This is a genomic window from Blautia difficilis (assembly GCF_014297245.1).
GTDB classification, from domain to species: Bacteria; Bacillota; Clostridia; order Lachnospirales; family Lachnospiraceae; genus Blautia_A; species Blautia_A difficilis.
This window is the reverse complement of record NZ_JACOQG010000002.1, coordinates 17,375-42,532: the sequence shown is the minus strand read 5'-3', so window position 1 is coordinate 42,532 and position 25,158 is coordinate 17,375. Positions and strand designations below refer to the sequence as shown.

General features: G+C 41.3%; 22 protein-coding genes, 1 tRNA gene and 1 pseudogene. 10 read left to right on the top strand and 14 right to left on the bottom strand.

Annotated features, from left to right (window positions below; translation table 11 throughout):
• The first annotated feature begins 41 nt into the window (after window positions 1–41).
• Together H8Z82_RS01735 and H8Z82_RS01730 are read left to right on the top strand one after the other, a co-directional pair.
• Window positions 42–1,067 (top strand): XdhC family protein, encoded by a 1,026-nt coding sequence (locus H8Z82_RS01735; RefSeq protein ID WP_019160617.1) that lies wholly within the window; start codon window positions 42–44, stop codon window positions 1,065–1,067.
• A gap of 53 nt (window positions 1,068–1,120) precedes the next feature.
• A complete protein-coding gene (locus H8Z82_RS01730; RefSeq protein WP_243176369.1) occupies window positions 1,121–1,924 on the top strand; it encodes a TylF/MycF/NovP-related O-methyltransferase in 804 nt (267 codons plus the stop codon).
• Between the two features lie 90 nt (window positions 1,925–2,014).
• Here the strand turns inward: H8Z82_RS01730 and H8Z82_RS01725 are convergent, their stop codons facing one another.
• Window positions 2,015–3,139: an ABC transporter substrate-binding protein gene (locus H8Z82_RS01725; protein ID WP_019160615.1), complete on the bottom strand. Its 1,125-nt coding sequence runs from the start codon at window positions 3,137–3,139 to the stop codon at window positions 2,015–2,017.
• 169 nt (window positions 3,140–3,308) lie between these two features.
• On the opposite strand from H8Z82_RS01725, the gene H8Z82_RS01720 reads away from it, so the two are divergent.
• The 4 genes from H8Z82_RS01720 to H8Z82_RS01705 are packed head-to-tail and all read left to right on the top strand — an operon-like array spanning window position 3,309 to window position 6,593.
• Entirely contained in the window at window positions 3,309–4,352 is a 1,044-nt protein-coding gene (locus tag H8Z82_RS01720; RefSeq protein ID WP_019160614.1) for a FecCD family ABC transporter permease, read from the top strand.
• A gap of 4 nt (window positions 4,353–4,356) precedes the next feature.
• On the top strand, window positions 4,357–5,154 hold the full coding sequence (locus tag H8Z82_RS01715) for an ABC transporter ATP-binding protein (protein ID WP_118137691.1): 798 nt from the start codon (window positions 4,357–4,359) through the stop codon (window positions 5,152–5,154).
• Window positions 5,155–5,166: 12 nt separating this feature from the next.
• Window positions 5,167–6,051 carry a class I SAM-dependent methyltransferase gene (locus H8Z82_RS01710; RefSeq protein ID WP_186994058.1) on the top strand — a complete coding sequence of 295 codons (885 nt, stop codon included), beginning with the start codon at window positions 5,167–5,169 and terminating at the stop codon, window positions 6,049–6,051.
• A complete protein-coding gene (locus H8Z82_RS01705) occupies window positions 6,048–6,593 on the top strand; it encodes a nucleoside-triphosphatase (RefSeq protein ID WP_019160611.1) in 546 nt (181 codons plus the stop codon). Before H8Z82_RS01710 ends, H8Z82_RS01705 begins: the two co-directional genes overlap by 4 nt.
• A 181-nt stretch (window positions 6,594–6,774) precedes the next feature.
• Here H8Z82_RS01705 and H8Z82_RS01700 read toward each other — a convergent pair.
• From H8Z82_RS01700 to H8Z82_RS01680, 5 genes are all read right to left on the bottom strand, one after another.
• Window positions 6,775–6,848 (bottom strand) — tRNA-Arg (locus H8Z82_RS01700).
• A gap of 191 nt (window positions 6,849–7,039) precedes the next feature.
• Window positions 7,040–8,272 (bottom strand): ABC transporter permease, encoded by a 1,233-nt coding sequence (locus H8Z82_RS01695; RefSeq protein ID WP_186994057.1) that lies wholly within the window; start codon window positions 8,270–8,272, stop codon window positions 7,040–7,042.
• Window positions 8,265–10,085, bottom strand: coding sequence for an efflux RND transporter periplasmic adaptor subunit (locus tag H8Z82_RS01690; protein WP_186994056.1), 1,821 nt, complete (start codon window positions 10,083–10,085; stop codon window positions 8,265–8,267). Before H8Z82_RS01690 ends, H8Z82_RS01695 begins: the two co-directional genes overlap by 8 nt.
• A gap of 25 nt (window positions 10,086–10,110) precedes the next feature.
• Window positions 10,111–10,842, bottom strand: a complete 732-nt coding sequence (locus H8Z82_RS01685; protein ID WP_186994055.1) for an ABC transporter ATP-binding protein — start codon at window positions 10,840–10,842, stop codon at window positions 10,111–10,113.
• A 129-nt stretch (window positions 10,843–10,971) separates the two neighbouring features.
• Window positions 10,972–12,363, bottom strand: coding sequence for an aminopeptidase (locus tag H8Z82_RS01680; RefSeq protein ID WP_186994054.1), 1,392 nt, complete (start codon window positions 12,361–12,363; stop codon window positions 10,972–10,974).
• Window positions 12,364–12,783: 420 nt separating this feature from the next.
• Between H8Z82_RS01680 and H8Z82_RS01675 the strand changes: the two genes are divergently transcribed.
• On the top strand, window positions 12,784–14,463 hold the full coding sequence (locus H8Z82_RS01675; RefSeq protein WP_186994053.1) for an ABC-ATPase domain-containing protein: 1,680 nt from the start codon (window positions 12,784–12,786) through the stop codon (window positions 14,461–14,463).
• A gap of 317 nt (window positions 14,464–14,780) precedes the next feature.
• Here H8Z82_RS01675 and H8Z82_RS01670 read toward each other — a convergent pair whose 3' ends face one another.
• The 4 genes and pseudogenes from H8Z82_RS01670 to H8Z82_RS01655 all read right to left on the bottom strand — a co-directional run bounded on the left by H8Z82_RS01670 (window position 14,781) and on the right by H8Z82_RS01655 (window position 17,694).
• The gene (locus tag H8Z82_RS01670; protein WP_173744150.1) at window positions 14,781–15,929 is read right to left on the bottom strand and encodes a tyrosine-type recombinase/integrase; all 1,149 of its coding nucleotides are present in this window, start codon (window positions 15,927–15,929) and stop codon (window positions 14,781–14,783) included.
• Window positions 15,930–16,551: 622 nt separating this feature from the next.
• Window positions 16,552–16,806, bottom strand: coding sequence for a hypothetical protein (locus H8Z82_RS01665; protein WP_022380621.1), 255 nt, complete (start codon window positions 16,804–16,806; stop codon window positions 16,552–16,554).
• Window positions 16,793–17,143 carry a hypothetical protein gene (locus H8Z82_RS01660; protein ID WP_186994052.1) on the bottom strand — a complete coding sequence of 117 codons (351 nt, stop codon included), beginning with the start codon at window positions 17,141–17,143 and terminating at the stop codon, window positions 16,793–16,795. Before H8Z82_RS01660 ends, H8Z82_RS01665 begins: the two co-directional genes overlap by 14 nt.
• A 228-nt stretch (window positions 17,144–17,371) precedes the next feature.
• Window positions 17,372–17,694 (bottom strand): annotated as a pseudogene (locus tag H8Z82_RS01655) (hypothetical protein).
• 348 nt (window positions 17,695–18,042) lie between these two features.
• Here H8Z82_RS01655 and H8Z82_RS01650 point away from each other — a divergent pair.
• The 3 genes from H8Z82_RS01650 to H8Z82_RS01640 are packed head-to-tail and all read left to right on the top strand — an operon-like array spanning window position 18,043 to window position 19,205.
• On the top strand, window positions 18,043–18,231 hold the full coding sequence (locus H8Z82_RS01650) for a hypothetical protein (RefSeq protein WP_022380617.1): 189 nt from the start codon (window positions 18,043–18,045) through the stop codon (window positions 18,229–18,231).
• 30 nt (window positions 18,232–18,261) lie between these two features.
• A complete protein-coding gene (locus H8Z82_RS01645; RefSeq protein ID WP_022380616.1) occupies window positions 18,262–18,447 on the top strand; it encodes a hypothetical protein in 186 nt (61 codons plus the stop codon).
• 44 nt (window positions 18,448–18,491) lie between these two features.
• The gene (locus H8Z82_RS01640) at window positions 18,492–19,205 is read left to right on the top strand and encodes a hypothetical protein (RefSeq protein ID WP_118587298.1); all 714 of its coding nucleotides are present in this window, start codon (window positions 18,492–18,494) and stop codon (window positions 19,203–19,205) included.
• Window positions 19,206–19,526: 321 nt separating this feature from the next.
• On the opposite strand, the gene H8Z82_RS01635 is transcribed toward H8Z82_RS01640, so the two are convergent.
• The 4 genes from H8Z82_RS01635 to H8Z82_RS01620 all read right to left on the bottom strand — a co-directional run bounded on the left by H8Z82_RS01635 (window position 19,527) and on the right by H8Z82_RS01620 (window position 25,158).
• Complete coding sequence (locus H8Z82_RS01635) at window positions 19,527–19,889, bottom strand: hypothetical protein (protein WP_118587296.1); 363 nt, start codon at window positions 19,887–19,889, stop codon at window positions 19,527–19,529.
• 16 nt (window positions 19,890–19,905) lie between these two features.
• Window positions 19,906–20,637, bottom strand: a complete 732-nt coding sequence (locus H8Z82_RS01630) for a Rha family transcriptional regulator (RefSeq protein ID WP_243176367.1) — start codon at window positions 20,635–20,637, stop codon at window positions 19,906–19,908.
• A gap of 241 nt (window positions 20,638–20,878) precedes the next feature.
• Complete coding sequence (locus H8Z82_RS01625) at window positions 20,879–21,187, bottom strand: hypothetical protein (RefSeq protein ID WP_022380613.1); 309 nt, start codon at window positions 21,185–21,187, stop codon at window positions 20,879–20,881.
• A gap of 53 nt (window positions 21,188–21,240) precedes the next feature.
• Window positions 21,241–25,158: a coiled-coil domain-containing protein gene (locus tag H8Z82_RS01620; RefSeq protein WP_186994051.1), complete on the bottom strand. Its 3,918-nt coding sequence runs from the start codon at window positions 25,156–25,158 to the stop codon at window positions 21,241–21,243.

Here is a 25,158-nt window from a genome sequence, read left to right as displayed (position 1 = left end):
GCAGAAAAATCACTTAATTTAGTTAGGAGGTATTTTATTATATGAGAATATTATTTCAGACAATAAAACAACAATTCCTGGAGGGAAACGATCTTGTACTTGTTTCCGTCACAGCATCCTCAGGGTCTACGCCAAGAGGTGCCGGTTCCCGCATGCTGGTCGGAAAAAACGGCAGAATTTCCGGAACCATCGGAGGTGGAGCTGTAGAATATCGTGCTGAATGTATGGCATTGGATATTCTTGAAAAAAAGGAATCCTGCCAGCATGAATTCCGGCTGAATCATAAAGATGTTGAAAATATTGGCATGATCTGTGGTGGTGATGTTACGGCCTTTTTCCAGTATCTTAATCATAACGATCCGATTATTATGGAAATCACAGAAACTGCGGAAAAATTCTATGAAGAGCGAAAAGATTTCTGGCTGATCTGCGATCTTCTCACCACCTCCGGTGTGAGCCTCTACAGTCCTGCATGCGGTCTCATCGGAACTGCCAATGTTCCTTCTTCTGTATTATCATCTTTATCTGCAAAGCCACACCGATATCACAGTGAAGATTATGATCTGTTTTCTGAACAGATTGGAACCTCAGAAACTGTCTATGTATTCGGCGGCGGACATGTCTCACAAAAGCTTGTCCCAATCCTTGCAAGCGTTGATTTTCGCTGTGTTGTCCTGGATGACCGGCCGGAATTTACAGATCCTGCTCTTTTCCCGGGAGCAGTTGAAACAATACTTTGTGATTTCAACCATCTAAAGCAGTATGTTTCTATCACAGCTGCTGATTATTGCTGCGTCATGACACGCGGACATTCCTATGATACCATTGTACAGGCACAGCTTCTCGCTACACCTGCATGCTATATAGGCGTCATTGGAAGCCGCGCAAAAAAAGCTGCTGTATTTCGCCGTCTGATTGAAGAATACAACATTAATGAACAAGATTTAAACCGTATCATCTCACCTATAGGACTGGAGATCAAAGCAGAAACACCGGCTGAAATCGCCATTTCCATCACAGGACAGATGATCCAGGTTCGTGCTGACAGAAAGGCTACATCAAAATGATGGCAAAATCAGTATATAAAGCTGTAATATTTGGTGCCGGACAAATTGGACAAATGACAGCAAGACTTCTCAACAGTCCCTGTCAGCTCCTGTGCTTTGCTGATAATGACCCCCATAAACACGGATCCTATATTGGGAATATTCCAGTCTGTTCTACGGATGCTGCAATAGCACTTCTCCCGGATCTGGTCATCCTGGGAGTTCTGGATGAAGAACGGCGTAATTCTATGATAAAACAGATGGAAAACCTGGGTTATCACGGACCTTTTCGTGATCCCTCCGTCCTTCGCATGTTTGACGCACGGGTTGCTGTTATGCGTCTTTTATCTGAGCAGATCTATCAATTGGATATTCCGGGAAATGTTGCAGAACTGGGTGTTTTCCGAGGTGAATTTTCTTCCCTGATCAGTGCAGCCTTTCCAGACCGAAAAATCCATCTTTTTGATACTTTTGAGGGCTTTTCAGAAAAGGATATCACAATAGAAGCCTCCGGTAATCTGTCCCGCGCCAAAACAGGTGATTTTTCTTCTACTGATATTGACTCTGTTCTTCATGTTATGCCAGATCCTACACGTACTGTGATCCACAAAGGATGGTTTCCAGATACCTTTTCCGATGTTAGAGATGAAACTTTTTGTTTTGTATCTCTGGACGCGGATCTCTATGCTCCAACTGCTGCTGCACTTCCTCTGTTCTATGAACGCCTGGCCACCGGAGGAGTTCTCTTGGTTCACGATGTGTACAGTACACAGTTTTCCGGATGCCGAAAAGCGGTTGGGGAATTCTGTCTGAAAAACCATCTGTTTGCAGATCCTGTATGCGATCTGCATGGAAGCGCAATAATCCGAAAATTATAAAAAGAAACGCCGGAACCGGTATTTACCGGAACCAGCGTTTCTTTTTTATTTATTTATTGTATAGCCCTTTTCCACGTCCATGTCTAACCTTTATAAAGTTCCTTTCAGAACATTTTCCAATTGTTCATCGGACAGATCAACATGATAAAAAAGATCGAAAAATTTATGTATTTCTTCATTGATATCACATTTAATATATTCCGGATAAATCAATGCTGAGAACCATCGCATACCGATCAGACGATTTGGTCCTGCCGGACGATCCACCCAGCTAAACGGTGCATTCGGAGTTCCATAAACCTTTTGGTCCTGTACTGCTTTTAATGAAGCATAATCAGGATTGCTCAGGATATCTTCTGCTGCAGAACTTCCGCTTTTATCTGCCTTTGGTTCACCATTTACAACAATCACATCCGGATCCCATGCAAGAAGCTGTTCTGCTGAAATCTGAACACGAGATCCATCTCCCAATTCCAGATCTGCAACATTGACTGCATTGATGGCATCAAGAATCTGTGCATGCTGGGATCCCCTGGGTGCAGTTTCCAGTGAATCCTCTCCATTACCGAAGTATACACTGACTTTCTTTTCTTCTGGAATATCTGAAAGCGCATTAATATCAGTAAATACCTGCTCCGCATACTGGGCAAGCTCTTCTGCATGATCTTCTACACCAAGAAGTTCGCCCATAAAACGAAAAGCTTCCGCAGAATTATTAAGCTCGTTGTCTACTGCAACAACCGGAATTCCAAGGCTTTCTGATAACGCATCGCAATCAGAAACCATTGCATCATTAATCTTTCCACTATTAATAGCAATTGTAGGATTGGCAGCAATTACTGCTTCATAATTGACAGCATCACCCATTCCAAAATTAGGGAGATCCTGATATTTGTCCAGAATAATAGATTTCTCAACATCATTCAGTTCATAATTCCACCCAAGAAGCTTATCCGGTGCAACCATATACAGAAAAATTGCAGCTACCGGACCCGCTGAAAAAACAGATTCAATATTTTCTGCTGTTGGGACAGTTACTTTTCTTCCTGCCATGTCTGTGATCTCACGGGTTTCAGCAGTTTTCTGCGTGGCATCCTGCTCCGCACTCTGCGTCGGCTCTTCAGTAGCAGCTTTCGTCTCAGAATATCCTGTTAAAAGACTGACTGACATCACCAGACATATAAACAGAGCCCAAAGTTGTCTGTGCTTTTTCATAAACTCTCTCCTTTCTTTTCTCCGCATTACTCATAATTGACGCTTATTGAAATTGACTATACAATTTTTAAGTATTATAATGTATATACGAATAGTTTTTAAAAACAATTCGGTTTTTCTGAGTATAACACCGTAAATTTGATTAGTCAAGTTACAAGGATGAAGGATTATGAATCTGACAGCTAATGAAAAAAATGCCGCCACTGCCCGACAAAGACGATATGTTCTGCTGTTGGCGGTTATGCTGGTACTTTTGTTTATCATTATAGTACTCTCATTCTGGGTGGGATATTATCCGCTTACACCAGTGCAGGTACTAAATGCATTTTTATCAAAATTTGGTTTTAAAGGAGATATTTTACCCCAGGCAGTTACCATATTCTGGAATATCCGTCTGCCCCGTATTCTGTCTGCTTTATTTATTGGTGCTTCCCTCTCGGTAGCAGGTGCAACCTATCAGGGAATGTTTCGCAATCCACTGGTATCTCCGGATATCCTTGGAGTTTCTTCCGGCGCAAGTCTCGGAGCTGCTTTTGCAATTTTAAACGGAGCTTCCAACTGGATGATTCAGCTTTCTGCTTTTGCAGGTGGTGTGGCCGCAGTAGCCACATCCTATCTTATCAGCCGAAAATCCGCACATTCCCAGACTCTCAGTCTTGTTCTGACCGGAACTATGATCATGTCACTCTGCAATGCCGGTGTCACAATGATCAAATATGTCGCAGACCCCAATGATGTTCTCCAGCAAATTACTTTCTGGCTTATGGGCAGCTTAACCAAAACCACAACCAAATCCTTTTGCTGGAGTGTTCTTCCAATGATCATTGGATTAAGTCTGATTTTTATTTTTCGATGGCAGATCAATCTGCTGACTTTGGATGAAGAAGAAGCCAAAAGTTTAGGAATCAATGTGCGTAAATATCGTCTGATTTTTATAGTCGCTTCCACATTACTCAGCGCCGCTGCAGTCTGTCTTGGAGGATTGATCGGATGGGTCGGGCTGATGATCCCCCATCTGGCACGTGCACTGGTTGGCGTTGATTACAGAAGGCTGATACCTGCAAGTGCGATCCTTGGCGGCGGATACCTGATACTTGTTGATGATATTTCCCGTTCCCTTTTGTCCATGGAACTTCCACTTGGCGTTGTCACAAGTATCATGGGCGCCCCCTTCTTTATCTATCTTATCATCAAACGAAAGGAGCGCGCGTAATTATATGCTTCTGGAAATTGAAAATGTTTTTGGCGGTTACGGCAATGGTGATATTTTAAAGGGTATCAGCTGCAGCGCAGACTATGGTGATGTGCTTTGTCTGCTTGGCCCTAATGGTTGCGGAAAGACCACTCTGTTCCGCATGATATTAGGTTCCCTTCCTGTTTCTAATGGAAAAATAAAGATAGCCGGAAAAAATATTAGTGACTTTACAACCAAAACACTGGCAAATATGATTGCATATATTCCCCAATATCATTCCCCTGTATTTGCCTATACAGTTCTTGATATGGTAATTATGGGGCGTGCTTCTCATTTCTCCGCATTTGAAACCCCAAAAGAGCCTGATCAGGAAGCAGCTTTTGCTGCCTTGGAGAAAGTAAATGCCCTGCCTCTTGCCAACAGGAAATATACTTCCTTAAGCGGAGGACAAAGGCAATTGGTTTTAATTGCCCGTGCAATCTGTCAGTCTGCAAAAATCTTCATCATGGACGAGCCAGCCGCCAATCTGGATTATGCCAATCATCAGCTTCTCATGGAAGTAATTTCAGGGCTGGCCAATCAGGGCTATTGCATTATTATGTCAACACATAGTCCTGAGCATCCCTTTTCCGTGGGAAACAAAGTTCTTCTCATGAAATCCGGAAAGGTTATGGGATTCGGCTCTCCCAAAGAAATCATTACATCTGAAACCTTACAATCTGTTTACGATATTGAAATGGATGTGATAACTACACACGACCGCTATGGCCGTGAACGAACTATCTGTTTACCGGTAAATAGCTCAGCAAAAACATTTTAGGAGAAATGATACATGGACTCTATATTGGATTATTTTATTTCTCTGCAGGAATCTGAGCCTGCAGAATTACCTGAGCGGGCTATAGAAAGATGGAATAAACGTGCAGACTTTTGGGAAGACGCACGCAAAAAGAAAGAAAAAGGTGATGAACGTGTCATCAGCGCAATAAACTACCTGGATTCCAAAGGACTTCTTGAAAAAAATTATGACGTCGCAGATATTGGATGCGGTCCCGGACGGTTTGCTGCTGCATTTGCCAAATATGTACACAAAGTAGTGGGGCTGGATATTTCTGATAAAATGGTTAAACACGGAATGGAACATATCCAAAATGAAGGCTTAAATAACGCTATACTCTATACATGTAATTTTCAGACATTAGATATTGATAAATCGGGGTATAAGCATGCATTTGATTTGGTATTCTGTTCCATGACACCTGCAATCCACAATATGGACGGACTGATAAAATCTATGGAAATGAGCAGGGCATGGTGCTGTAATATCACGCATCTTGACAGACGAAATTCACTCAGGGAACAGATCTTACAGGAAGTATTTGGCAAACAAACAGCACCCCAATGGAATGGGCGATGGTTTTTCTCTCTTTTCAATATATTATTTCTGCTTGGATACAATCCTGAAACAAGCTATGAAAAACTCCATCGTGAAACCTGGGTAACTCCGGATGAACAATATATTGATTTCCTCATGGAGCACATGCTTCCTTCTGAAGAACATACACAGGAAAACGCAAATAAAATCATGCAATGGATTCAATCTCACTTAAACAAAGATGGGCAGATCAAGGAAATAACTGATTCCACTTATGGAAGAATTCTCTGGGATGTTCGAAACAAAACAATACGACCTGACTATAGAACTATTATAAAATGAAATGGGACTTTACTATGACTCAACATATATTTTTAACTGGTAAAAAACACATTGGAAAATCTACATTGATCCAAAAGATATTAGACGATTATAAGAAAACCGCTGATGGATTCCTGACTGTCCGCACAAAAGACTATCTGAAGGATCAGTATTCAGTTCATATGTACCATCTAAAAGAGAAGGAGCTCCCAAACGAATTTAATCTTTTGTTTTTATGCGGAAAAACAGATGAACACACTGCCGATACCTTTGATCGCCTTGGATGCAATATTCTTTCCATGTGTTCTGACTGCTCTTTGATTGTTATGGATGAGCTTGGTCCACATGAAGCAGACGCAGCTTTATTTCGAAAAAAAATCCTAAACCTTTTGGATGGACAGACTCCTATTTTAGGGGTATTGCAAGAACCTGCAGAATCTTTCTGGCCTGAAATCGTAAATCACCCAAAGGTAGAAATCATTACAATTTCTGAAGACAATCGAAATGATTGCTCTTTACTTAATCATATCACCTCGATTTTCAGCGATTTGTATGTGCGTTAGAGGTTGCTGCGTGCCAGTGGCACGCGTTTAGCAACGGTTCACAACATCCAGTGGATGTTGGCTTTGAACCGACCGTAGTGGAACGAAGACGGAGCGAAGCGTAGATCGAACTCGTTCGAGTCCGACCCGGACTCGAACAAAAAATAAGACAGTGCATTTGCACTGTCTTATTTTTTATTAGCGTGCGTTAGAGGATTCGAACCCCCGGCCTTTTGGTCCGTAGCCAAACGCTCTATCCAGCTGAGCTAAACGCACATCCTTGTGAAGTTCTTATCTCGTGTCCCTCACAACATTGAGTATTCTACTCTATACTGGAGCATTTGTCAACAGTTTTTTTGAATTTTTTATTTTTTTCTTTTGATTCGCAAAATTATAACAATTTGCAACTATTCCGCAATGATATCAGGACACAGGTACACCAAAATACCATTGCAGTCCTGTTTTCATTAATTCCGCCGCAAAGCCTCAATCGGACTCAGTTTTGCTGCCTTCTTCGCAGGATAAATTCCAAAGAATACTCCCACAGCACAGGAAAACAAAGTTGCCGCCATAATTGTACTCAGGCTGATTCCCGGAGTTATGGACATTCCCATACTGCTGCTTATGATTGAGCAGATCACATATCCGCCGATTACACCCAGAACAATTCCTATCACCCCTCCAATCACCGTCAGAATTGCCGCCTCTGCCAGAAACTGCATCATAATGGAAGATGTTTTCGCTCCCAGTGACTTACGGATACCAATCTCTCTGGTACGTTCTGTTACAGAAACCAGCATAATATTCATAACGCCAATACCGCCAACCAGAAGGGAAATTCCCGCCACAAAGGAGATAAAAGCAGTCACCATATCCAGCATCTGATTCATGGAACTCATAATATCCTGAAAGCTCTGCACCTGGAAATAATCTTTTCCTGCGCACTGATGTCTTTTTTCCAGCAGTTTTACCACTTTATCTGCAACATCCTGACTGTTTAAGCTCTTATCTGCCTGCATTGTTACTGAGAAAAAATAATCGGATACACCGGTAAATTCATTCATTGTGGTATAGGGAACATTAATGGTTATCGGCATACCTTCGTAAGTATAGCTGACAAAGGTTCCATTTTCTTTCTGGGTTGTCACCCCGCAGATACGAAGACTTTTGGTCAGTCCATAGCAGTTGACATCTACAGACATTCCAACCACATCATCTGTTCCAAAGAGCCTTTTTGCATCTGCATCGGAAAGCACACAGACATTTTTTGCTTCCTGGACTTCATTTTCCCCGAAATATACTCCATGCTTCATGGTGGCATTATTTAACAGCTTCGCATCCGGTCCCTCACCTGTCAACATAAGAGAAAAATTTCCCTTACCTGTGGTAGTTTCTCCGCTGAATGAATCCGAAACATTTACTCCTTCTATACCGTCTACCGCCCGGATTGCTTCCACATCATCCGCAGTGATCCACTCCTCATCTGTCTGTGCCTCATCGCTGACACTGATGGCAATCTGCCCGCCGCCGATATCATCAATTTCACTGTTCATCTGATTCTTGGTTCCTTCACCCACAGATACAATGGCAATTACAGAAGCAATGCCAATGATAATGCCAAGCATAGTCAGAAAAGAACGTCCCTTATTTGCCATAATGTTATGGACTGCCATCTTGATATATTCATACAGATTACTCATTGGCATCCTCTCCTGTCTGTTCAGAAACTGCCTGTACTTCCATTCCCTCTGTGTAATCACCCAGATCTGCGATTACTTCTTCGCCTTCTTTGATTCCATCCGTAATTTCCACATAATCCTCTGAGCTGATTCCTGTGGTAATATTTCTCTTTGTCACCAGTCCGTCTTCTATCACATAGCAGAAGGAACCTTCTTTTCCGATATTGACCACTTCCACAGGAAGAGTCACCACATTTTTCGCAGAAGACGCATAAATCTTAACCTTTGCATCTACCCCCAGGAAAATATCTTCATCCGGATCATCAATGCTTACTGTTGCTGAAATGACCGGCGTTCCTTTTTCATTCTGCACCGCAATATGACTCATTTTTGTTACAGTACCCTGATAAGTATTATCCCCCAAGGTAATCTCAACAGACTGCCCCTCTTTCACTGTATTATAATCATATTTAGAGAGAGTCACATCCACACTTGCCTTGTCTGTATTCTCAATAGTAAACAGTTCCATACCCTGAGTAACTGCTGCTCCCTGCTTAATATCTGCCTTGGATATGATTCCGTTAAATTCCGCGGTGATTCCTTTCTTTCCTTCCTTCACCAGCTCCTCGGCTGATTTCGCGTCCAGTTCGGAAAGATTATCCGTTACTTTCAGTTTCTCTTTTTCTTCTTTTGTCAGGCTTGTGGAATCTGCCTCTGCGATAGCTTTCTCAGAAGCCAGATCTGACTGAAGCTCTGCAAGTTCATTGCTTGCTGTCTCAAGCGCACTTTCCAGAGCAGAAGTATCTGCAGTTACTGTCCCGTCGTCACTTCCACCGTAATCATATCCGGAGGAATAAAACTCTTCCCCATCGCTGTCATCTGCATCTGAACCGTCTGAAATTCCCCATGAGTAATCTGCACTGCTTTCTGTGAAATCAGAAAGTACCGGCATTTTCGGTGTCTGTTGCTTAAGATCATTATAAGTCTGCTGTGCCTGCTGCATTGCGAGCTGTGCCTGTGTTCTTGCAGCCTCCGCATTATCCAGAGCCTGTGTATTCTCATCTGAAGGATCTGCCTGCCATGTTGCAAATGCCATCTGATATGTGGTGTCTGCCTGATTATAATCGCTTTGTGCCTGATTATACTGTGCATTCAGATCTGAAAGCTGCTGTTGGTACTGCGGAAGAGTCTCCGTCTTGTATGTATAAAGTGCGGCCTGATATTTGCTCTGGATTTCCTCCTGTTTCTTAGCCTCTGCCTGGGCTTTTGCCTGAGCTTCCTGCTGCTGTGCCTGAGCCTGTGCTGCTGCCTGTGCAGACGCCTGTGCTGCCGCTTCACGCTGTGCCGTTGAAATCTGTGATTTCAGAGACGAGACATAAGCCTTTTTATCCTTTATTTTCTTCTCAAGTTCCTGAACATTCTTTTTGGCATCCTTCTGCTTCTTTTCTGCTTTGTCAGATTTATTTCTTGTATCTTTTGTATCGTACTTTGTTGATTTCAGATTCAGTTCTGCTTTCCGGTTATCTTTTTCCAGATCCTCTGTATTAAACTCAATCAGTTTTGTTCCCTTTTTTACCACATCGCCCTGAGAAAAAGAAACAGTTTTCAGTTCTGCATTTACAGGAGAATAATAAGTCTTCTCTTCTTCACTTCCCACTGTTCCTGTGGCATCTACAATTTCCTCAACATCACCCTTCTCTGCAGTTACTACCTGAACCTGTGGGATCTGATTTTCTGTTGAATTCCTCTGACCTGCTACTGTAACTCCGCCGGCAACAACAAGAACAACTGCTGCTCCAATAATAATTTTCTTTTTACTTCTCTTTTTTTTCATAATATCTGTCTCCTTGTAACCGGGTTTATGCATCCAACTGGTTTTTTATATATTCTTCTTTCCCATAGTTTTTATTGATAAAATCTGATTCTATCTTTCCATCCATAATTCTGACTACACGCCTTGCCTGAGCTGCGATTCCATTATCATGTGTGATCAATATGACTGTTTTTCCCTGCTCGTGCATGCTTTTAAGAATCTGAAGAATCTCCTTACTGGATGCAGAATCCAGATTTCCTGTGGGTTCATCTGCCAGGATCACCGGTGGCTGGGCTGCGATTGCTCTTGCAATAGCCACCCTCTGCTGCTGTCCTCCTGACATTTCATTTGGCCTGTGATCCATACGTTTCTCAAGCCCTACCATGGTCAGTGACTCTATTGCCAGCTTATGTCTCGTTTTTCTGTCTACCCCTCTGTAAACCAACGGTAGTTCCACATTTTCAATTGCAGTCAGATTTGAGATCAGATTAAACCCCTGAAAAATAAATCCGATCTCCCGGTTTCTGACTTCTGAGAGTTCATTATCTTCCATGGTAGACACATCCGTTCCATTCAGAAAATATTCGCCGGATGTAGGCACATCCAGACATCCCAGCATATTCATAAATGTAGACTTTCCCGAACCTGACTGTCCGATAATAGCAACAAACTCACCCTTATTAATTTCCAGATCAATATGATCCAGCGCCCTCACTTCATTCTCGCCGGGATTATATATTTTACACAAATCTTTTACTCTGATCAGCGCTTCCTCCATCTTTCCCTCCTGCTTCTTAGATATATAAAAGAGCAGGCTTCCGGTTCCCCAAAAGCTCTGCCCTTATCTGCGGAATCTGTAAGTCTCTGTTAATCAGAAACGATACAACCTCCCCAATCTCTTCATTTTTTATGCATCCAGTAAAAATGCCTTATATGCCTTCTTAGCTTCATAGACATCTGCTTTACTTGTGATTTCCCACGGTGCATGCATACTGAGCACTGCAACACCACTGTCAATGACTTCCATTCCATAGAGTGCAGCAATATATGCGATTGTTCCGCCACCGCCTATATCAACTTTACCAAGCTCTGCAGTCTGGAATGCGATCTCATGGCTGTCAAAAATATTTCTGACTCTTGCCACATACTCTGCATTTGCATCATTTGATCCTGATTTCCCTCTTGCACCTGTAAATTTATTCAGCACAATACCTCTTCCGAAATAAGCTGCGTTCTTTTTCTCAAATGCATCTCCATATGCAGGATCGTAAGCAGCACTTACATCAGAAGAAAGCATGCTGGAATTCTTCAGTGCCCTTCTTAATTTCAGATCACTGTAACATCCCATAGCATCAAGAAGCTCTGCTGTCGCATTCTCAAAGAAACGTGACTGCATTCCTGTTGCACCTACACTTCCGATTTCTTCCTTGTCTACAAGCAGGCAGCATGAGGTACGCTTCGGTGCTTCCATCTCAAGCATTGCAAGCAGGGAAGTATATGCACAAACCCTGTCATCCTGTCCATAAGCAGCGATCATACTTCTGTCAAGTCCACACTCTCTTGCCTTTCCGGCAGGTACGATCTCCAGTTCTGCTGAAAGGAAATCTTCCTCTTCTATATCATATTTATCTTTGAGAATATTTAATACATTCTGTTTTACTGCTTCCTTCTTCTTATCATCCTCAAGATCCTTCAGCGGTCTGCTGCCGATCAGAATATCAAGATTCTCACCCTCGATCACTTCTGAAGCTGTTTTCTGAAGCTGTTTTCCTGCAAGATGGATCAGAAGGTCTGTAATGTAAACAATCGGATCATTCTCATCCTCTCCGATATTTATCTGAACTACACTTCCGTCTTTTTTTGCCACTACGCCATGGATAGCAAGAGGAATAGTAACCCACTGATATTTCTTAACACCGCCATAATAATGAGTGTCCAGATATGCCAAATCTGTATCCTCATACAAAGGATTCTGCTTGATATCAAGACGAGGAGAATCAATATGTGCTCCCAGAATATTCATACCTTCCGCAATATCATCCTGTCCGATATGGAACAGTGCAACGATTTTCTTCATTCCTACTGTATAAACCTTATCCCCTGCTTTCAGTTTTTCACCTTTCGCAGCCTTTTCTTCCAGACATTCATATCCTGCTTCCTGTGCCTCTTTAATGATCTGTGTCACACATTCACGTTCTGTTTTGCCTGCATCAAGGAAGTTACGATACTCCTTTGCAACCTTTTCCAGTTCTTTTTCTTCTGCTTCTGTATAAGAAAGCCATGCATTTCTACGTTCCATTATCTGTTCCGCCTTTCTGCTCTCATCCGTATTTTTTCTTCCTCTATAGCGCCTTCTATTCTATAGTATTTCACGTTCTATTATATAACATTGCAGAAGTTTTTTCCAGCTAATGTTACGTTACTGTAAACACCATTCTCAGTAATATAGAAGACTGTAAACAGTAATCGTTACTGTTCACTCCGTTCACAGTAACTTAGCCAAAATTCATTCCAGATTGCCTGCGGCAATGGAATTTTGGCTTATATGTCTCGGGATTTTGGCATATTCATGCCAAAACACCTCGCGGGATAGTAGTGTGTGAACAGTAAACAGTAATCCTCTTATGGACAAACTACAGAATTTCATCTATAGTAATATACATCAGCAGACATTCCGGAAATTGCGGATGTCTGATTTTTCAGCAGGAGGCAACTATATATGCAGAATTCAGAAGTACTGCGTCAGCAGCTTCATTCCATACACAGAAAAAGCTACCCGGCCTACAAAGGCTTAAAGGGAGCTTACCGCTTTGAAAATTTCATTCTTTCCATTGACCATGTCCAGGGAGATCCCTTTGCCTCTCCCTCCCATATCAGTATACAGATCTCTCACAGAGATTCTGCTTTTCCCAGTGAATATTACAAGGATGTACTTACCAGAACCACCCTGTGTGATTACCTGACCCGCCAGTTCGAACAGCAGGTAAACCGCTACACCTTCCGTGCAAAGGGTTCAGGAAAAAGCGGTCTGATTTCCGTTAGTCATTGTGGTCAGGAAATCCTTTCCAGAACAGCCTGTGAGATTACAGGCAGAGGTATTACCGCTCGCTTTTTCATTGGTTTCCCAGCCAACGGAAGAACGATCAATGCATTGGAGCTGGAGAAAATCCTTTTTGATTATCTCCCTGTCTGTGTACAGAAAACATTCTTCTATTCCAACACAAATAAAAAAGAACTTCGCAACTTTATTGAGCTGGCTCTGGATCAGGAGTATATTCGTCAAGAACTTCTCCGCAGAAAGCTTACCGCCTTTGTAGCAGATGGTTCCATCCTTCCCAGAGAAAGCGGGATTTCCTCCCGTCCTATGAAAAACGCCATCCCCTTTTCCGCTCCGGAAAGCCTTCGGATATCTATGGAGCTTCCTCACAAAGGTACTCTCACAGGTATGGGAATCCCACAGGGAATCACCCTCATTGTAGGCGGTGGTTATCACGGTAAGTCTACTCTTCTCAATGCACTGGAGCTTGGTGTATACAACCATATCCCCGGAGACGGCAGAGAATATGTGATCACAGACTGCACTGCTGTCAAGCTTCGCTCAGAAGATGGACGTTTCATTAAGGATGTAGACATCTCCCTGTTTATCAATGACCTGCCCAATCAAAAGGATACCCATTGTTTTTCCACCCAGGATGCCAGTGGAAGTACCTCCCAGGCAGCCGGAATCGTGGAAAGCATGGAGGCAGGCAGCCATCTTTTTCTGCTGGATGAGGATACCTCTGCCACCAACTTTATGGTACGGGATGCTTTTATGCAGCAGGTAATACAGCGTGAAAAGGAGCCTATTACCCCCTTTCTGGAACGTGCAGGTGAGCTTTATAAAAAGGCTAGTATTTCCACTATCCTGGTAGCCGGAAGCTCCGGTGCTTTTTTCCATATTGCAGATACTATCATACAGATGGATAACTATATACCCAGGGACATTACAGACTCTGCCAAAGCTCTCTGTGCCAAATACCCTCTGCCTGCATTCTGTGCTCCCGCCTTCGCTTCTCCACACAGTCATCGAATTATGACTAAAGCACCCCAGGATCGCCTGAAAACCAAAGTTTCCAAAACTGACGGCTTCTCTCTGGGCAGACAGGAGATTGATCTGCGTTATACTGAACAGCTCATTGACCCAGAACAGACGGCTGCCCTGAGTCTTCTGTTAAAATATGCTGTAGAAAATATGATTGATGGAAAACGTACCTTATCTGAAATTGTCGAAGATCTTGAAAAAAAGCTAAAAAAAGAAGGGATGTCTTTCCTTTCCGGAGACCGCCAGATCTCCTGCGGCTATGCCCTCCCCAGACTTCAGGAAATCTATGCCTGCTTTAACCGTTACCGTCGTCCCTGAGATTCTGAGTATCTGTGGATGCAGACAACACAAAATCCCCGCTCCTACAGCGATCTTGCCATAAGAGCGGGGATTCATCGTTCATTTTACACTTTTATAGGGAAAGGAAAGATTTTATCTTAAGGTTCGTCGCTCCCTTAAGATGTAAATATCATATCGCATAAATGTGAGAAAAATTTGTCTAATTTATAATAAAAAAATAAAATTTATAAAAAAACTGCAAAGAATATTGATTTTACGGGATTCCTGGAATGCAGATTTTGGTTTTACCCCAATTATTACCCCAATCCGCTGATTTTATTCAAAAAAGGCAGCAGTTATAAAACTGCCACCTCACTAAATCCATTCTCTATTTGTTTCATTTCCTGCTGCTTTGTATTTGGAAGGACATGAGTATACAAATCTGCCGTCATAGCCAGACTACTGTGTCCCAGAATCTTCTGGAGTGTCTGCATATTCCCACCCTCTTCTATATATCGTGTCGCAAACGTATCTCTGAAAGCATGGTGGGTAAATCTCTCAATCTCTATGCCCTGCTGCCGGAGCCGTTTCAAAACACTATTGATAGAAAATGATACAGTAGCCGATGCTACCGCTTTAGCTCCATTACTCCCGATAAAAACATTATTGTCCATCTTCCTTGCATAAATCTCTCCATAAACTAAAGACATCTTAGTCCTCTGCATCTGCAGAACTTTTTTGATAGTGTCATTCATAGGAATATCGCGCTTGCTGGTGTCAGACTTTGGCAAAGTTTCTTCAATCCCACCTCCCTCTTTCCAGCTCACGGTCTTGCTTACGTGGATCACGTTATTGATGTAATCTATATCACGCCACTTCAGGGCCATGATCTCATTGAGCCTCATTCCAGTGCACAAAGAAAAACAGAAAAATTCATAAAGCCATTCTGTCTTAGATTCCCGTATAAATGCCTGTTGTTCCTCCCTGGTTAATGCCCTATGTATAGTTTCACTTGCTTTTGGCCTATCGTCCGTCCTAAGGGGCTTTACATTGGCGGCAGGATTCTTAACAATAATTTCATCGTCAATAGCCGCATTCAACACTGTTTTTAAAACTACTATAACACCGTTGGTCATTGATGCACTTAACTTCTTTGATAGGTCCTGCTGTAGCTTTACTACTTCACGCTTCTCTATCTTCTGAATCTTAGTCTTTCCCAGAACCGGCTTAATATGGTTATTGTACTTTGACCTGTTTATTTTAAGGCTGCTATCTTTGATCACTCCTATCCTGGACTTCTCCCACTCCTCAAAATATGCATCCAGCGTTATGTTCTTATTTGAATTGTACAGACCAGCTTTAATTTCCTCACGAATCCTGGCCTCGTTCTCTGCGCATTCTTTTACATTATGACCATAAGCGCTGTACCGCTTGCCATCTACAGTAAAACGTTTTTCGAATAAACCATTTTCCTTTTTTCGCATCCCTGATGGTATTCTCGCCATTATATCACCTATCTTTCTATTGGCAATAGGGCAGCAGTCCGCCGCCCTTGGTTGTCTTATTTAATTCCCAGAAAGCTACACACAAATCTGAAAATTGTATACGTTTGGTCGTGATCTGCTTTCTCTAACATCTCTATGATTTTCTTTTTGTAGTCCATATCAATATCCCCTGTTTCTTAATACTCTGGCAATGAATCTATAGAAAAACTCAAGCAAACTATCATCATTTATTTTCTGCAGTATCTCAACAGTTTCTTTCTTATAATCCATCCTGCGCCTCCTCATCGTTATCCTAACAATGTTTTCATAAATACATATATTGACCGTAACCAACAAATATTGTCTATCTTTTCCAGCATCTCAATAATCTCTTTCTTGTAATCCACTTTATTCCTCCCTCAAGTAAAGGTACTCCAGTAATTTGTATACTCTGTTTAATGTCTGCTCTGTTTTAACTTTTTCCAATAAAGCAATTATTCTTTCTTTGTAGTCCATGCCTCTACCTCTTACATTTTTGTTTTCAAGTATTTAAAAAGTATCATATAAACAAATCTGAGCTTCCCAGTATTTTGTTCCTCTTCTACCATTTCAATAATCATTTTTTTGTAATCCATACCCAGCCTCACTTCATTAGTCCATTTGTAAAAGCATCTATACATTTAAGATGTCTTAAATTGTCTATCATACCAAGTTTCATAATAATAAAATATCTCTCCCAGTCTTCCTCACTCAAAGTAGAAGCTTGATCTGATACCACCATCTGAAAGAGTTTCACCAATTCAAAAGTTTGCTGCAATGATCTTCTATCTTTATTGGTCTGAACAACATCCATGATTGCCTTTCTGCAAGGAACCTGAGTTAATTTACACTTCTCCATCGTTTTCTGCCTCCTGCTCCTTTTTAATCTGGTATTCATAAGATGTTCTTACACATCCCCAAATCATATCCAAGCTTCTGATATTATCCAATTTCAAAATATAACTGATAATATCTGATTGTCTGGACAGTACCATACTATAATCATGGCACACATTCCAATTTTCTTCCCAGACTTTTGCATTTCCCTTTGCTTCCTCTAACTGCTTTTTAAGGTCTGCAATAATCTCTACAGCAAGGCCTACACTCCCCAACTCTAATTCCTGTACAGGAACACCTGATACCTCTATTGTTACTGGTTCTTCTGTTGCACTCTCTGTTTTCGCTTTGTCACTCATGCTCATTCTCCTTTTCTAATGTCTTCATGTAATCATACAGTTTTGCTGATATAAAACCGCTGATAAAGATTGTAAGAACATCCATTACTGATATCATTCTCGTCTGTTCTCCTTATTTCGTTGCATTGAGGGGAATGAGTGTGTTATAATACGCACAACCCCTCAATTTGATGAATCGTCGGGTTACCTTGCCCCTATCAGAGGACCAGTCTGGTAAGGGCTTTTTTATTAAATTGCTTCTACCTGAGACTTTCCAAAGAAACTTGCCTTATACTCAGCACCATCTCCCCGACTTCCCCAGATCAGCGAGCATCCAAATAATGCCTTGGAACCATGAACCACTTTATATCCCAGTTCTTTCCATTTGGCAAGGTATTTGTCTCTTCGATGATTCCTGCTGCCTGCTTCGCGTTTTCAATACGCTTCGCATTGATTTCCTCAGCCTTTGCGCTTAACCATGCTCTATGAAGAGCTTCTGCGAAGTGGATGTCCTTTGTCTTGCGGTAAATTTTCCATGCTTTCAACATAATCTTTGATAAGTTGTACTTCATGTTCTTATTCCTCCTTTTATTGGGATTCCCAACAGCCCCGGCAGGCTTTAAACGTCTAGCGTTCTACTCAGTGCATCTCAATCTCTCTTATCCTGTTTCCCGGTGTTATGTCGCCGTCTTGCTTTCCCTTTCGGTACTCCCATCAACTTTCGCTGTTGTTCTGTTCCCTTGAACTGATTATATTATATAGGATATGTACATATCTATCAATTGACATTATCGCCAAATATGTACATATCTTTTTCATTAATTTTGTATATGTACATATCTTGAAATATATGCTATAATCTAAGAAAATAGGGAAAGTATGTCTTTTATTTATTCCCTTTCCCAGAAAAGAGGTTATTAATGGCTATCAGCGACAAAAGAAAAGAAAGTATGTATAACTATGCAAAAAAAAATCTTAAACGTATTCCTTTAGATGTCCAAAAAGAAAAATACGAAGAAATCAAAGCAGCTGCAGAATCTGCCGGCGAAAGCGTAAATGGTTACATTAAAAAAGCAGTCGATGAACGGATGGAACGCGATAACATATAATCACTATTATTCACGAAAGGATGTGCATTCATGGCAAAACGTCTTTATACCTATGACGATATTATGAATCTGCCTGATTTTATCCGGGTAGAATTGATTGACGGTGTAATTTGCACCGATGACTGGACAAATCTGGAGATTGACGAGGAAGTCTTTCAGAATCCACCATCTGAGGATCATCATGTTACCTATCGCCTTTCCATCGTAAAAAAATAAAACAATACCTGATATTTACTATTCCATTTGCATAGGAGGATTCTATGAGCCTTTTTAATAAAATTAAAAGTGTTTTCAATTCATCATCCGACGATGTTCCTGATGCTCAAACCATCTATTTCAAAAATGGAGAGATGTACAAAGTATATCCCACCGATAAAGAAAGTTGGTACGATGCCAGATATCTGGTTTCAGATGGAGTAAAATATGATCTGGAGAATCTGGATGATTTAAAGCGCATTCCTGTACCAAAATTCCCGGCACATCAAAATATAATGGAGGGATATGGCGTTACTGGAAATTTAGATTATGTTTTAAGAATGAAAGCTGGAAGCTTTTATAATCGCAAAGATAAAATAATGTGTTCTGCCTGTTTATGGAAATGCACCGAATTAATGCTCGCCCATCCTTTGTCTTGGGAGGAAAGTCATTTTTACCGGATAGTACAATGGCACGTAGAAATGGGAATGTTTGACGAAGCTGACAAGGCTGAGAAATATATATATTCCGTACTTGATTATGATGCAAACTATCAGCAATTAATCAATCACATAAAAGATAATCCTGAATACATAAAACAGCAGGAGGCATTTCATAAGAAAAATTTGATGCGTAAAGAATACTATCATATTTTTTATGAATTACCTGAACTGGCTCCCAAATCTTTTAGTGCTTATAGCAGAATGAAAAATGCTCAAACAAAAAATTTTCTCAAACTTAAAGATCAAGCAATAAAACATGGGATTTCGATAAGCTAGAACTGAATACAGTATATTTATCCAGGCAGCCAGTAGAGCGGCTGTGGTTCCCCTGATCCTGAGCCTTGACAGGAGGGGATGCTTATGAGCGATTACGAGATATTTATGATAATCCTGACAACAGCCAGCTTAATTGTATCTATCCTTACATACACACATAAGAAATAGCCGCCCTGCTCTCTGGTAAAGAATAGGCGGCTACGTCTTAAACATATATCTTGCCAGGACGGGGAACCTTGACTTCCCTTACTGGCTGTCTTGATAAGTATATTATATGCCAGCTTCAGGAATTTGTCAATTTACTATAAACTGCTGCCTTATTCATTCTTCAATATGTTCATCAGTTTTATTTTTCTTTTTTAACGCTTCTTTTCCCCTCCAAACATGTCCCGTTACCTCGTAGACTTTTCGTGGTGATACGATGTATGTGATTCGGCTACCACCGGAAAGGCTTTTAGCTGGCTTGTTGTTCTGAATGGCTACGCCAACTGGGAGCCATCCATACACAATTCCTGCTCTAACAGATGAAACAGGGATTCCTGTCATTTTGCTTACATCTTCTACGGTTATTCTTTCATTTGAGAACTCCGGCATCTGCGGTATTCCTGAGATGATTCTCGCCACTTCTGCGGCGAATTTATGTATTTCTGCGTTTTCTTTAATGTAGTCGTCAACTGCACTCATATTTTGCCTCTCCTTTCTATACTGCTTCTAAATACGCCAGGTCTTTCACCGTCTCAAGACGTTCCTTGCAGTCTTTATATATTTCCTTATAGTGTTTCCCTTTCATGATTCCCATATCAATTTCATGCAAGATAATATTCTCCATTAAAGACAGATTATTTAACTGCATCACCGTAGCTTCATCTCTTTTACTAATTCCAGCCATTTTATTTGCAAGTCTGGTATAAGTCGCATAAAGCATTTCCGCATGATCGCTCCCCTGCTCTTGTGCATAGGATACAAGCTTCTGAATAGCATCGGTTTCTACTTTTCTGGTAAACTTACCTGCTTTCCGGGTTTCAATCCATCTTTGGGTTGATTTCTCACGAATGAAGTTTTCCATCTGCTTAAACGCTCGAATATATTGCAATTTCCATTCAAGGGCATTCTTTCCGGTAAATCCCATTACCAAGAGCGAAAAACCGTCACGGTTCATCAGGTACATTTTATGATACTGTCCATCATCTGCCTTTCTTTTGCTGACAACAAACATCTTTGAGGGCTCCTCAAAATTGAGGAGCGATTTCTGCAAATTATCAATAGCACGTAATACATTATCATGCCGCATTTCAAATTTCTCCGCTACTTGTAAACTATCACATACTGCCTGTTCATTTTTAAGATATACTAAATCGTCTATAACAACGCTCCTTTCCGCTCTGCAATTATTTTTCCGAGCTATATAAGCCAATACTTCAAGTTTTTTCAAGTTCTATCTTGGAAATAACTGTACTGTTATGGGGCTACATATAAAAAATCTCAACATTTCTCAACAACCATGAGTAAATATGTTATTGCTTTTCAGCTATATATGCTAAAACCTTATCATTTCTTATCATAATGCTGTTTCTCGCGCTTCCCTCACGCTTCGTTATCCATTCGCGCGTATTATATACAGCCCCATATCCTTGCAGTACTGTAATATTTTCACCTAATTTTCCATTCTATTGCTAAAATGGATATCTTCCGCATGCCTGTAGTGCAGATCTGAATAATGCCAATGTTTTTCGTTTATATCCATAAACATCTGCATGGCATTTGTAATTCTGATCAATCCCTTTTCTGGCAAGGACCTGAAATGCCACGCCCTTGGATATACTGTAGAAGAGATCATCTTCAACCATAGGATTGCATTCATGCGCACATTGTAACAGCAGAAGCTTGTCCGGCAGTTCCAGATCCAGACAATACTGCTTCAGCTGTTTTTCCTCTCCCTTTTTAAATCCATAATCTGTATAAGTTGCTTCTCTGGTTCGCATAATTTCTTCCTTTCTTTGCTCCGCTTTAAGTTGTTCCTGTGTCCCATTTTTCTTTATACTAACTCAAATGGGTTTTTCCCATTTCTGCGTCTCCTAAGTTCCGCTTCATCAATGATAATGTCTAACAGTTTTCTGCCAGATGCATTGACTGTAACATTGTAAGTGTTTCCATTTCCCTGTCCTTTTCCAGACTCCTCCCGAACAATCTGCCGTAACAGGCTTTCCGGTGTTTCCAGGTTATTTCCTTTTTTCTGATCACCTAATACCGCAAGGAATTCTGACCTTGGGGGAATAACTGCGCCACTGGCCAGATAAGGAACTGTATTAACACGTGGCAACGTCAAATGATAATTTCCAAATCTACGCCCACCGTTTGGAAGTTGTACATTATAAGAGAATGTAAATCCGCTTTCGATTCCGGCAATAGAATTATTAATGTTGCCAACCATGCCGTTCACTCTAGATATTATGTTATTTAAACTTCTTATAATAGAGGTTTCAGCTCCACCGATAGCTCTAACAAGATTGTCCGCCATTTGCTTTCCGTAGATATCCGCACTACCTGCCATGTTTGATAATTCTGTGTCAACTTTTCGGCTCATCGTCTCCCAAGTTAAATTGGTATCAATAACTACTGATTCCCAATATGACTGAATATATCCCATGATATTTTTCATGGCTTCCAACGTATCTCTTTGCATATCTTCCAGAGCGTCTTTCACTGCCCCATAAGATTCTTTCCACTCAGATTTAGAGGTTTTGGTTACTTCCTTAAACGAATCGTCAGTATCTCTTTTTACACTTTCAGTATTTGTCTTTGTATCGGATGCCATACTGGATGTAGCATTCTCTACATCTGTTTTTGCTGTCTCCATAGAAGATGAAATCTTCTCCTGCGCTCCGACAATATTGGTATCTACTGCTGTAGTAACCGCTGTAGTTGCTGCCGGGAACTCTGCCCCTAATGCTGCATTCAGATCATCCAGTGGTACACCTGCATTCTTCAAAGCAGTGTAAACCATGTTCAAAGCATCCTGTGCGCTCTTGGCACTTCCACCAGTGTCCTGAAGCTGGCTTCTGACTCCCTGATAGGTTCCGCTAAATTCGTTCCCTTTCAGACTTAATGTATAAAGAGCGTCCGATAAAACGCTAATTGCTTCTTTCGCACTCAGCGAAGAGAGATCAATCTGTCCTGCACTTTCAGAGAATCCCTGTCCCAATGCCAGCACTTTATTGGTCATATCTTCTACGAAGGTACCTGTTACGCCTGCCTGAGCACCATATTGTTCAAGTATTGCTTTCGCCTGCTCAGCAGATATGCCATATTCTGCTAACTTATGAATAAAGCTATCATACATTTCAGCATTGGATTTTCCCGCACTTTCATCGGCTTCAATCAACTTCCAGAGGTCTTCTGCCTGCTTTTGGGTTATTACATTCGAGGAACTCATTGCCCCAGCATAATCATGCAGATATCCACCCGCCTGTGTCAGAACACCGTTTCCACCCTGTAAGGTTTCTATAAATCCTGCCAGCTTTTCTGTTCCTACAATTGCCGCCGTAGCAACCGCTGCGATCAATCCTGCCGTTCCTACCAATGGGGCAAGAGATGAAGCAAGGGAAGTAAATCCGCCCGCTGCCGCACTGGCAGCTTTTCCCAGTACAGATGTCAAACTTCCAGAAAGAGCCGCTACTGCTTCAGATCCGATTATCTTCTTTCCTATTGCTCCAATCAGCAACTTTACCAGACTGCCAATCCCTGTTATATCCGCAATCTTTACAGCAATAAATGCTTTTCCGAGAAAAGCCGCTATTTTGCCAGCTGTACCGCCCTCTTCCAACCCATCAAACAGACCTCCAATCGTTGTTTTGATTGCTTCAATGATCTGCCACAGATGCTTGCTCCAATCAATCTGGCTTAAGAATGTCCCTATTCCTTTCCCTACTTCTTCCCAATTTGTTTTTTGAGCCAGTCCAACCAAAGAAGTACATAAATTGTTCAGGAATATTTCCAGCTTCTGTCCATTGCCTTTCCAATCAAATTTTGATACAAAAGTATTGATTCCGCCCGCAATATTATCAACCATCTGTTTCCAGTTGAAATTGACAGCAAAATTGTAAAGAGTTGTAAACGCACCGTTAAGTCCAGTAGCAAGTGTATCTCCTATCTCTGAAAATGAAACAGTCGAAAAAACACCGTTCAGTGCATCCGCAACCGCCTTTCCAATATCAGCATAAGGAAGATTATGAACAAATCCGCTGAATATCTTCCAGGAAATCATGAACATGTTGCCAAGCAGATGTCCAAGATTATTCCAGTTTACCTCATGAACCAGACCGGTAATACCTTCTGCAAATTTCTTTCCAAGATTCTTCCAATTTATTCCTGTAATCAGAAGATTCAGGGTATTCACAAGGGTATTAATACCAGCTCCTACAGTACGTCCTAACAAATCCCAATCAATATGATCAACCAGGCTATTAAATGTTCTTGTAAAAGCATCGCAGAATTTTGTGATCTTTGGGCCAACATTGTTCCAATTAATCACATCACAAATTTTCTGCAGGCCTTTATTAATGCCACTGGCAATATAAGCCCCCAGTCCTTCCCAGTCCTCTTTTTTAATGAGCTTTCGGATCTTATCAGCAATTCCCTTTATAGAACTTGTGATAGGAACTTCTTCAAACATATCACCAGCAGATGGGCCAGTATATTTGTTCCCGCCGATTGTCCCTGCACTGTTTACGCCATCATCATATCTATTAAGTTCATCAATCGGGCTAAGATATCCTTTTACTTCCTTTGCGGCTTTCTTAGCGCTATCCGCTGTCTTATCCAAACTAGCAGCATAATCTTCCTGAACACCTATTGCTTTTGTAAAAGTTTTTTGCCCGGTTAATGCTGCAATCAGCATACCTACGCGGGTAACCGCATCTGACATAAGATTAATAAACTTGACAAGAATCGGTGCGACTGTTGTCAATATTGGCGCGAATGCTGTTGCAAAAGAATTCTTTAATCTTGTCATACTGGACATCAATGAAGACATTGCTGTGTTTGCAGTATTAGAATACTTAGCAAGATTCTGAATTCCCGTCTTTACTCCGTCACCAACAGCATTTATAGCCCGGAACATGCCCGAAAACAATAGTGACATTCCCAGCATCTTGCCCAGACCTGCCTTGGAGCGTTTTGTCTGCTTATCGAAATTAAGCATAGATTCCACTGCTTTTTTCATGGCAGAGACCATGCTTTTTACGGCTGATCCTGCGCTCTTTAAAGCAGAGCCAATGTTCTTCATGACTGCACCTACACGTGCAGCAGCTTTCTGCAGATTCTGCATTGCCAGAACAAGCTTATTGTTCTTTTTTTGATATTCCTCTACTTTTTTCTTTAGATTATTGTATGAAGAATACAGCCTTCCGTTTGTACGTTCCAGCTTCTGTGATTCCTCATCGTACTTCTGCAATGTATTTTTATAGGTATCTGTCGATTTAGGATCTATGTACGCGCTGCCGGATACCTGCATCCCCTTCTGTTTGTTCTGCAGCCTCTCCATGTCCGCCCATATTTCATCCAACTGCTTATCCAATTCTTTAATAGGCCCAGAATCAATCGGAAATCCCATATCAATCCATTCGCGCTGTTTAGATTCTACTTTTTCAAAATCTGTCTCAAGAGCCTTGATCTGATCCGAAATCAGCTTGTATCCTTCTGTTTCTATTTTGCTTTTACCCAGCTCATCCAGTTTAGATTTTAATTCAGCAACTTTTCTTTCCTGCTTTTCATAGCTTTGATAAAGGCTGTTAACTGTTGCAATCTGCCTTTGAAATGAATTTTTTGCTGTTTCTCCCATTTTTGATACCTGAGCAGTAATTCTTGTCATTCCTGCCTTGATCGTATTTAATCCTTTGGAAAGACCTTCTGTCTGAATCCTGGTATCAATGATGATTGAGCCATCAGCTGCCAT

Coding starts and splice junctions, on each gene's coding strand:
- H8Z82_RS01735 (WP_019160617.1), top strand. CDS start 42: ATGAGAATATTATTTCAGACAATAAAACAACAATTCCTGGAGGGAAAC.
- H8Z82_RS01730 (WP_243176369.1), top strand. CDS start 1,121: ATGACAGCAAGACTTCTCAACAGTCCCTGTCAGCTCCTGTGCTTTGCT.
- H8Z82_RS01725 (WP_019160615.1), bottom strand. CDS start 3,139: ATGAAAAAGCACAGACAACTTTGGGCTCTGTTTATATGTCTGGTGATG.
- H8Z82_RS01720 (WP_019160614.1), top strand. CDS start 3,309: ATGAATCTGACAGCTAATGAAAAAAATGCCGCCACTGCCCGACAAAGA.
- H8Z82_RS01715 (WP_118137691.1), top strand. CDS start 4,357: ATGCTTCTGGAAATTGAAAATGTTTTTGGCGGTTACGGCAATGGTGAT.
- H8Z82_RS01710 (WP_186994058.1), top strand. CDS start 5,167: ATGGACTCTATATTGGATTATTTTATTTCTCTGCAGGAATCTGAGCCT.
- H8Z82_RS01705 (WP_019160611.1), top strand. CDS start 6,048: ATGAAATGGGACTTTACTATGACTCAACATATATTTTTAACTGGTAAA.
- H8Z82_RS01695 (WP_186994057.1), bottom strand. CDS start 8,272: ATGAGTAATCTGTATGAATATATCAAGATGGCAGTCCATAACATTATG.
- H8Z82_RS01690 (WP_186994056.1), bottom strand. CDS start 10,085: ATGAAAAAAAAGAGAAGTAAAAAGAAAATTATTATTGGAGCAGCAGTT.
- H8Z82_RS01685 (WP_186994055.1), bottom strand. CDS start 10,842: ATGGAGGAAGCGCTGATCAGAGTAAAAGATTTGTGTAAAATATATAAT.
- H8Z82_RS01680 (WP_186994054.1), bottom strand. CDS start 12,363: ATGGAACGTAGAAATGCATGGCTTTCTTATACAGAAGCAGAAGAAAAA.
- H8Z82_RS01675 (WP_186994053.1), top strand. CDS start 12,784: ATGCAGAATTCAGAAGTACTGCGTCAGCAGCTTCATTCCATACACAGA.
- H8Z82_RS01670 (WP_173744150.1), bottom strand. CDS start 15,929: ATGGCGAGAATACCATCAGGGATGCGAAAAAAGGAAAATGGTTTATTC.
- H8Z82_RS01665 (WP_022380621.1), bottom strand. CDS start 16,806: ATGGAGAAGTGTAAATTAACTCAGGTTCCTTGCAGAAAGGCAATCATG.
- H8Z82_RS01660 (WP_186994052.1), bottom strand. CDS start 17,143: ATGAGTGACAAAGCGAAAACAGAGAGTGCAACAGAAGAACCAGTAACA.
- H8Z82_RS01650 (WP_022380617.1), top strand. CDS start 18,043: ATGGCTATCAGCGACAAAAGAAAAGAAAGTATGTATAACTATGCAAAA.
- H8Z82_RS01645 (WP_022380616.1), top strand. CDS start 18,262: ATGGCAAAACGTCTTTATACCTATGACGATATTATGAATCTGCCTGAT.
- H8Z82_RS01640 (WP_118587298.1), top strand. CDS start 18,492: ATGAGCCTTTTTAATAAAATTAAAAGTGTTTTCAATTCATCATCCGAC.
- H8Z82_RS01635 (WP_118587296.1), bottom strand. CDS start 19,889: ATGAGTGCAGTTGACGACTACATTAAAGAAAACGCAGAAATACATAAA.
- H8Z82_RS01625 (WP_022380613.1), bottom strand. CDS start 21,187: ATGCGAACCAGAGAAGCAACTTATACAGATTATGGATTTAAAAAGGGA.
- H8Z82_RS01620 (WP_186994051.1), bottom strand. CDS start 25,158: ATGGCAGCTGATGGCTCAATCATCATTGATACCAGGATTCAGACAGAA.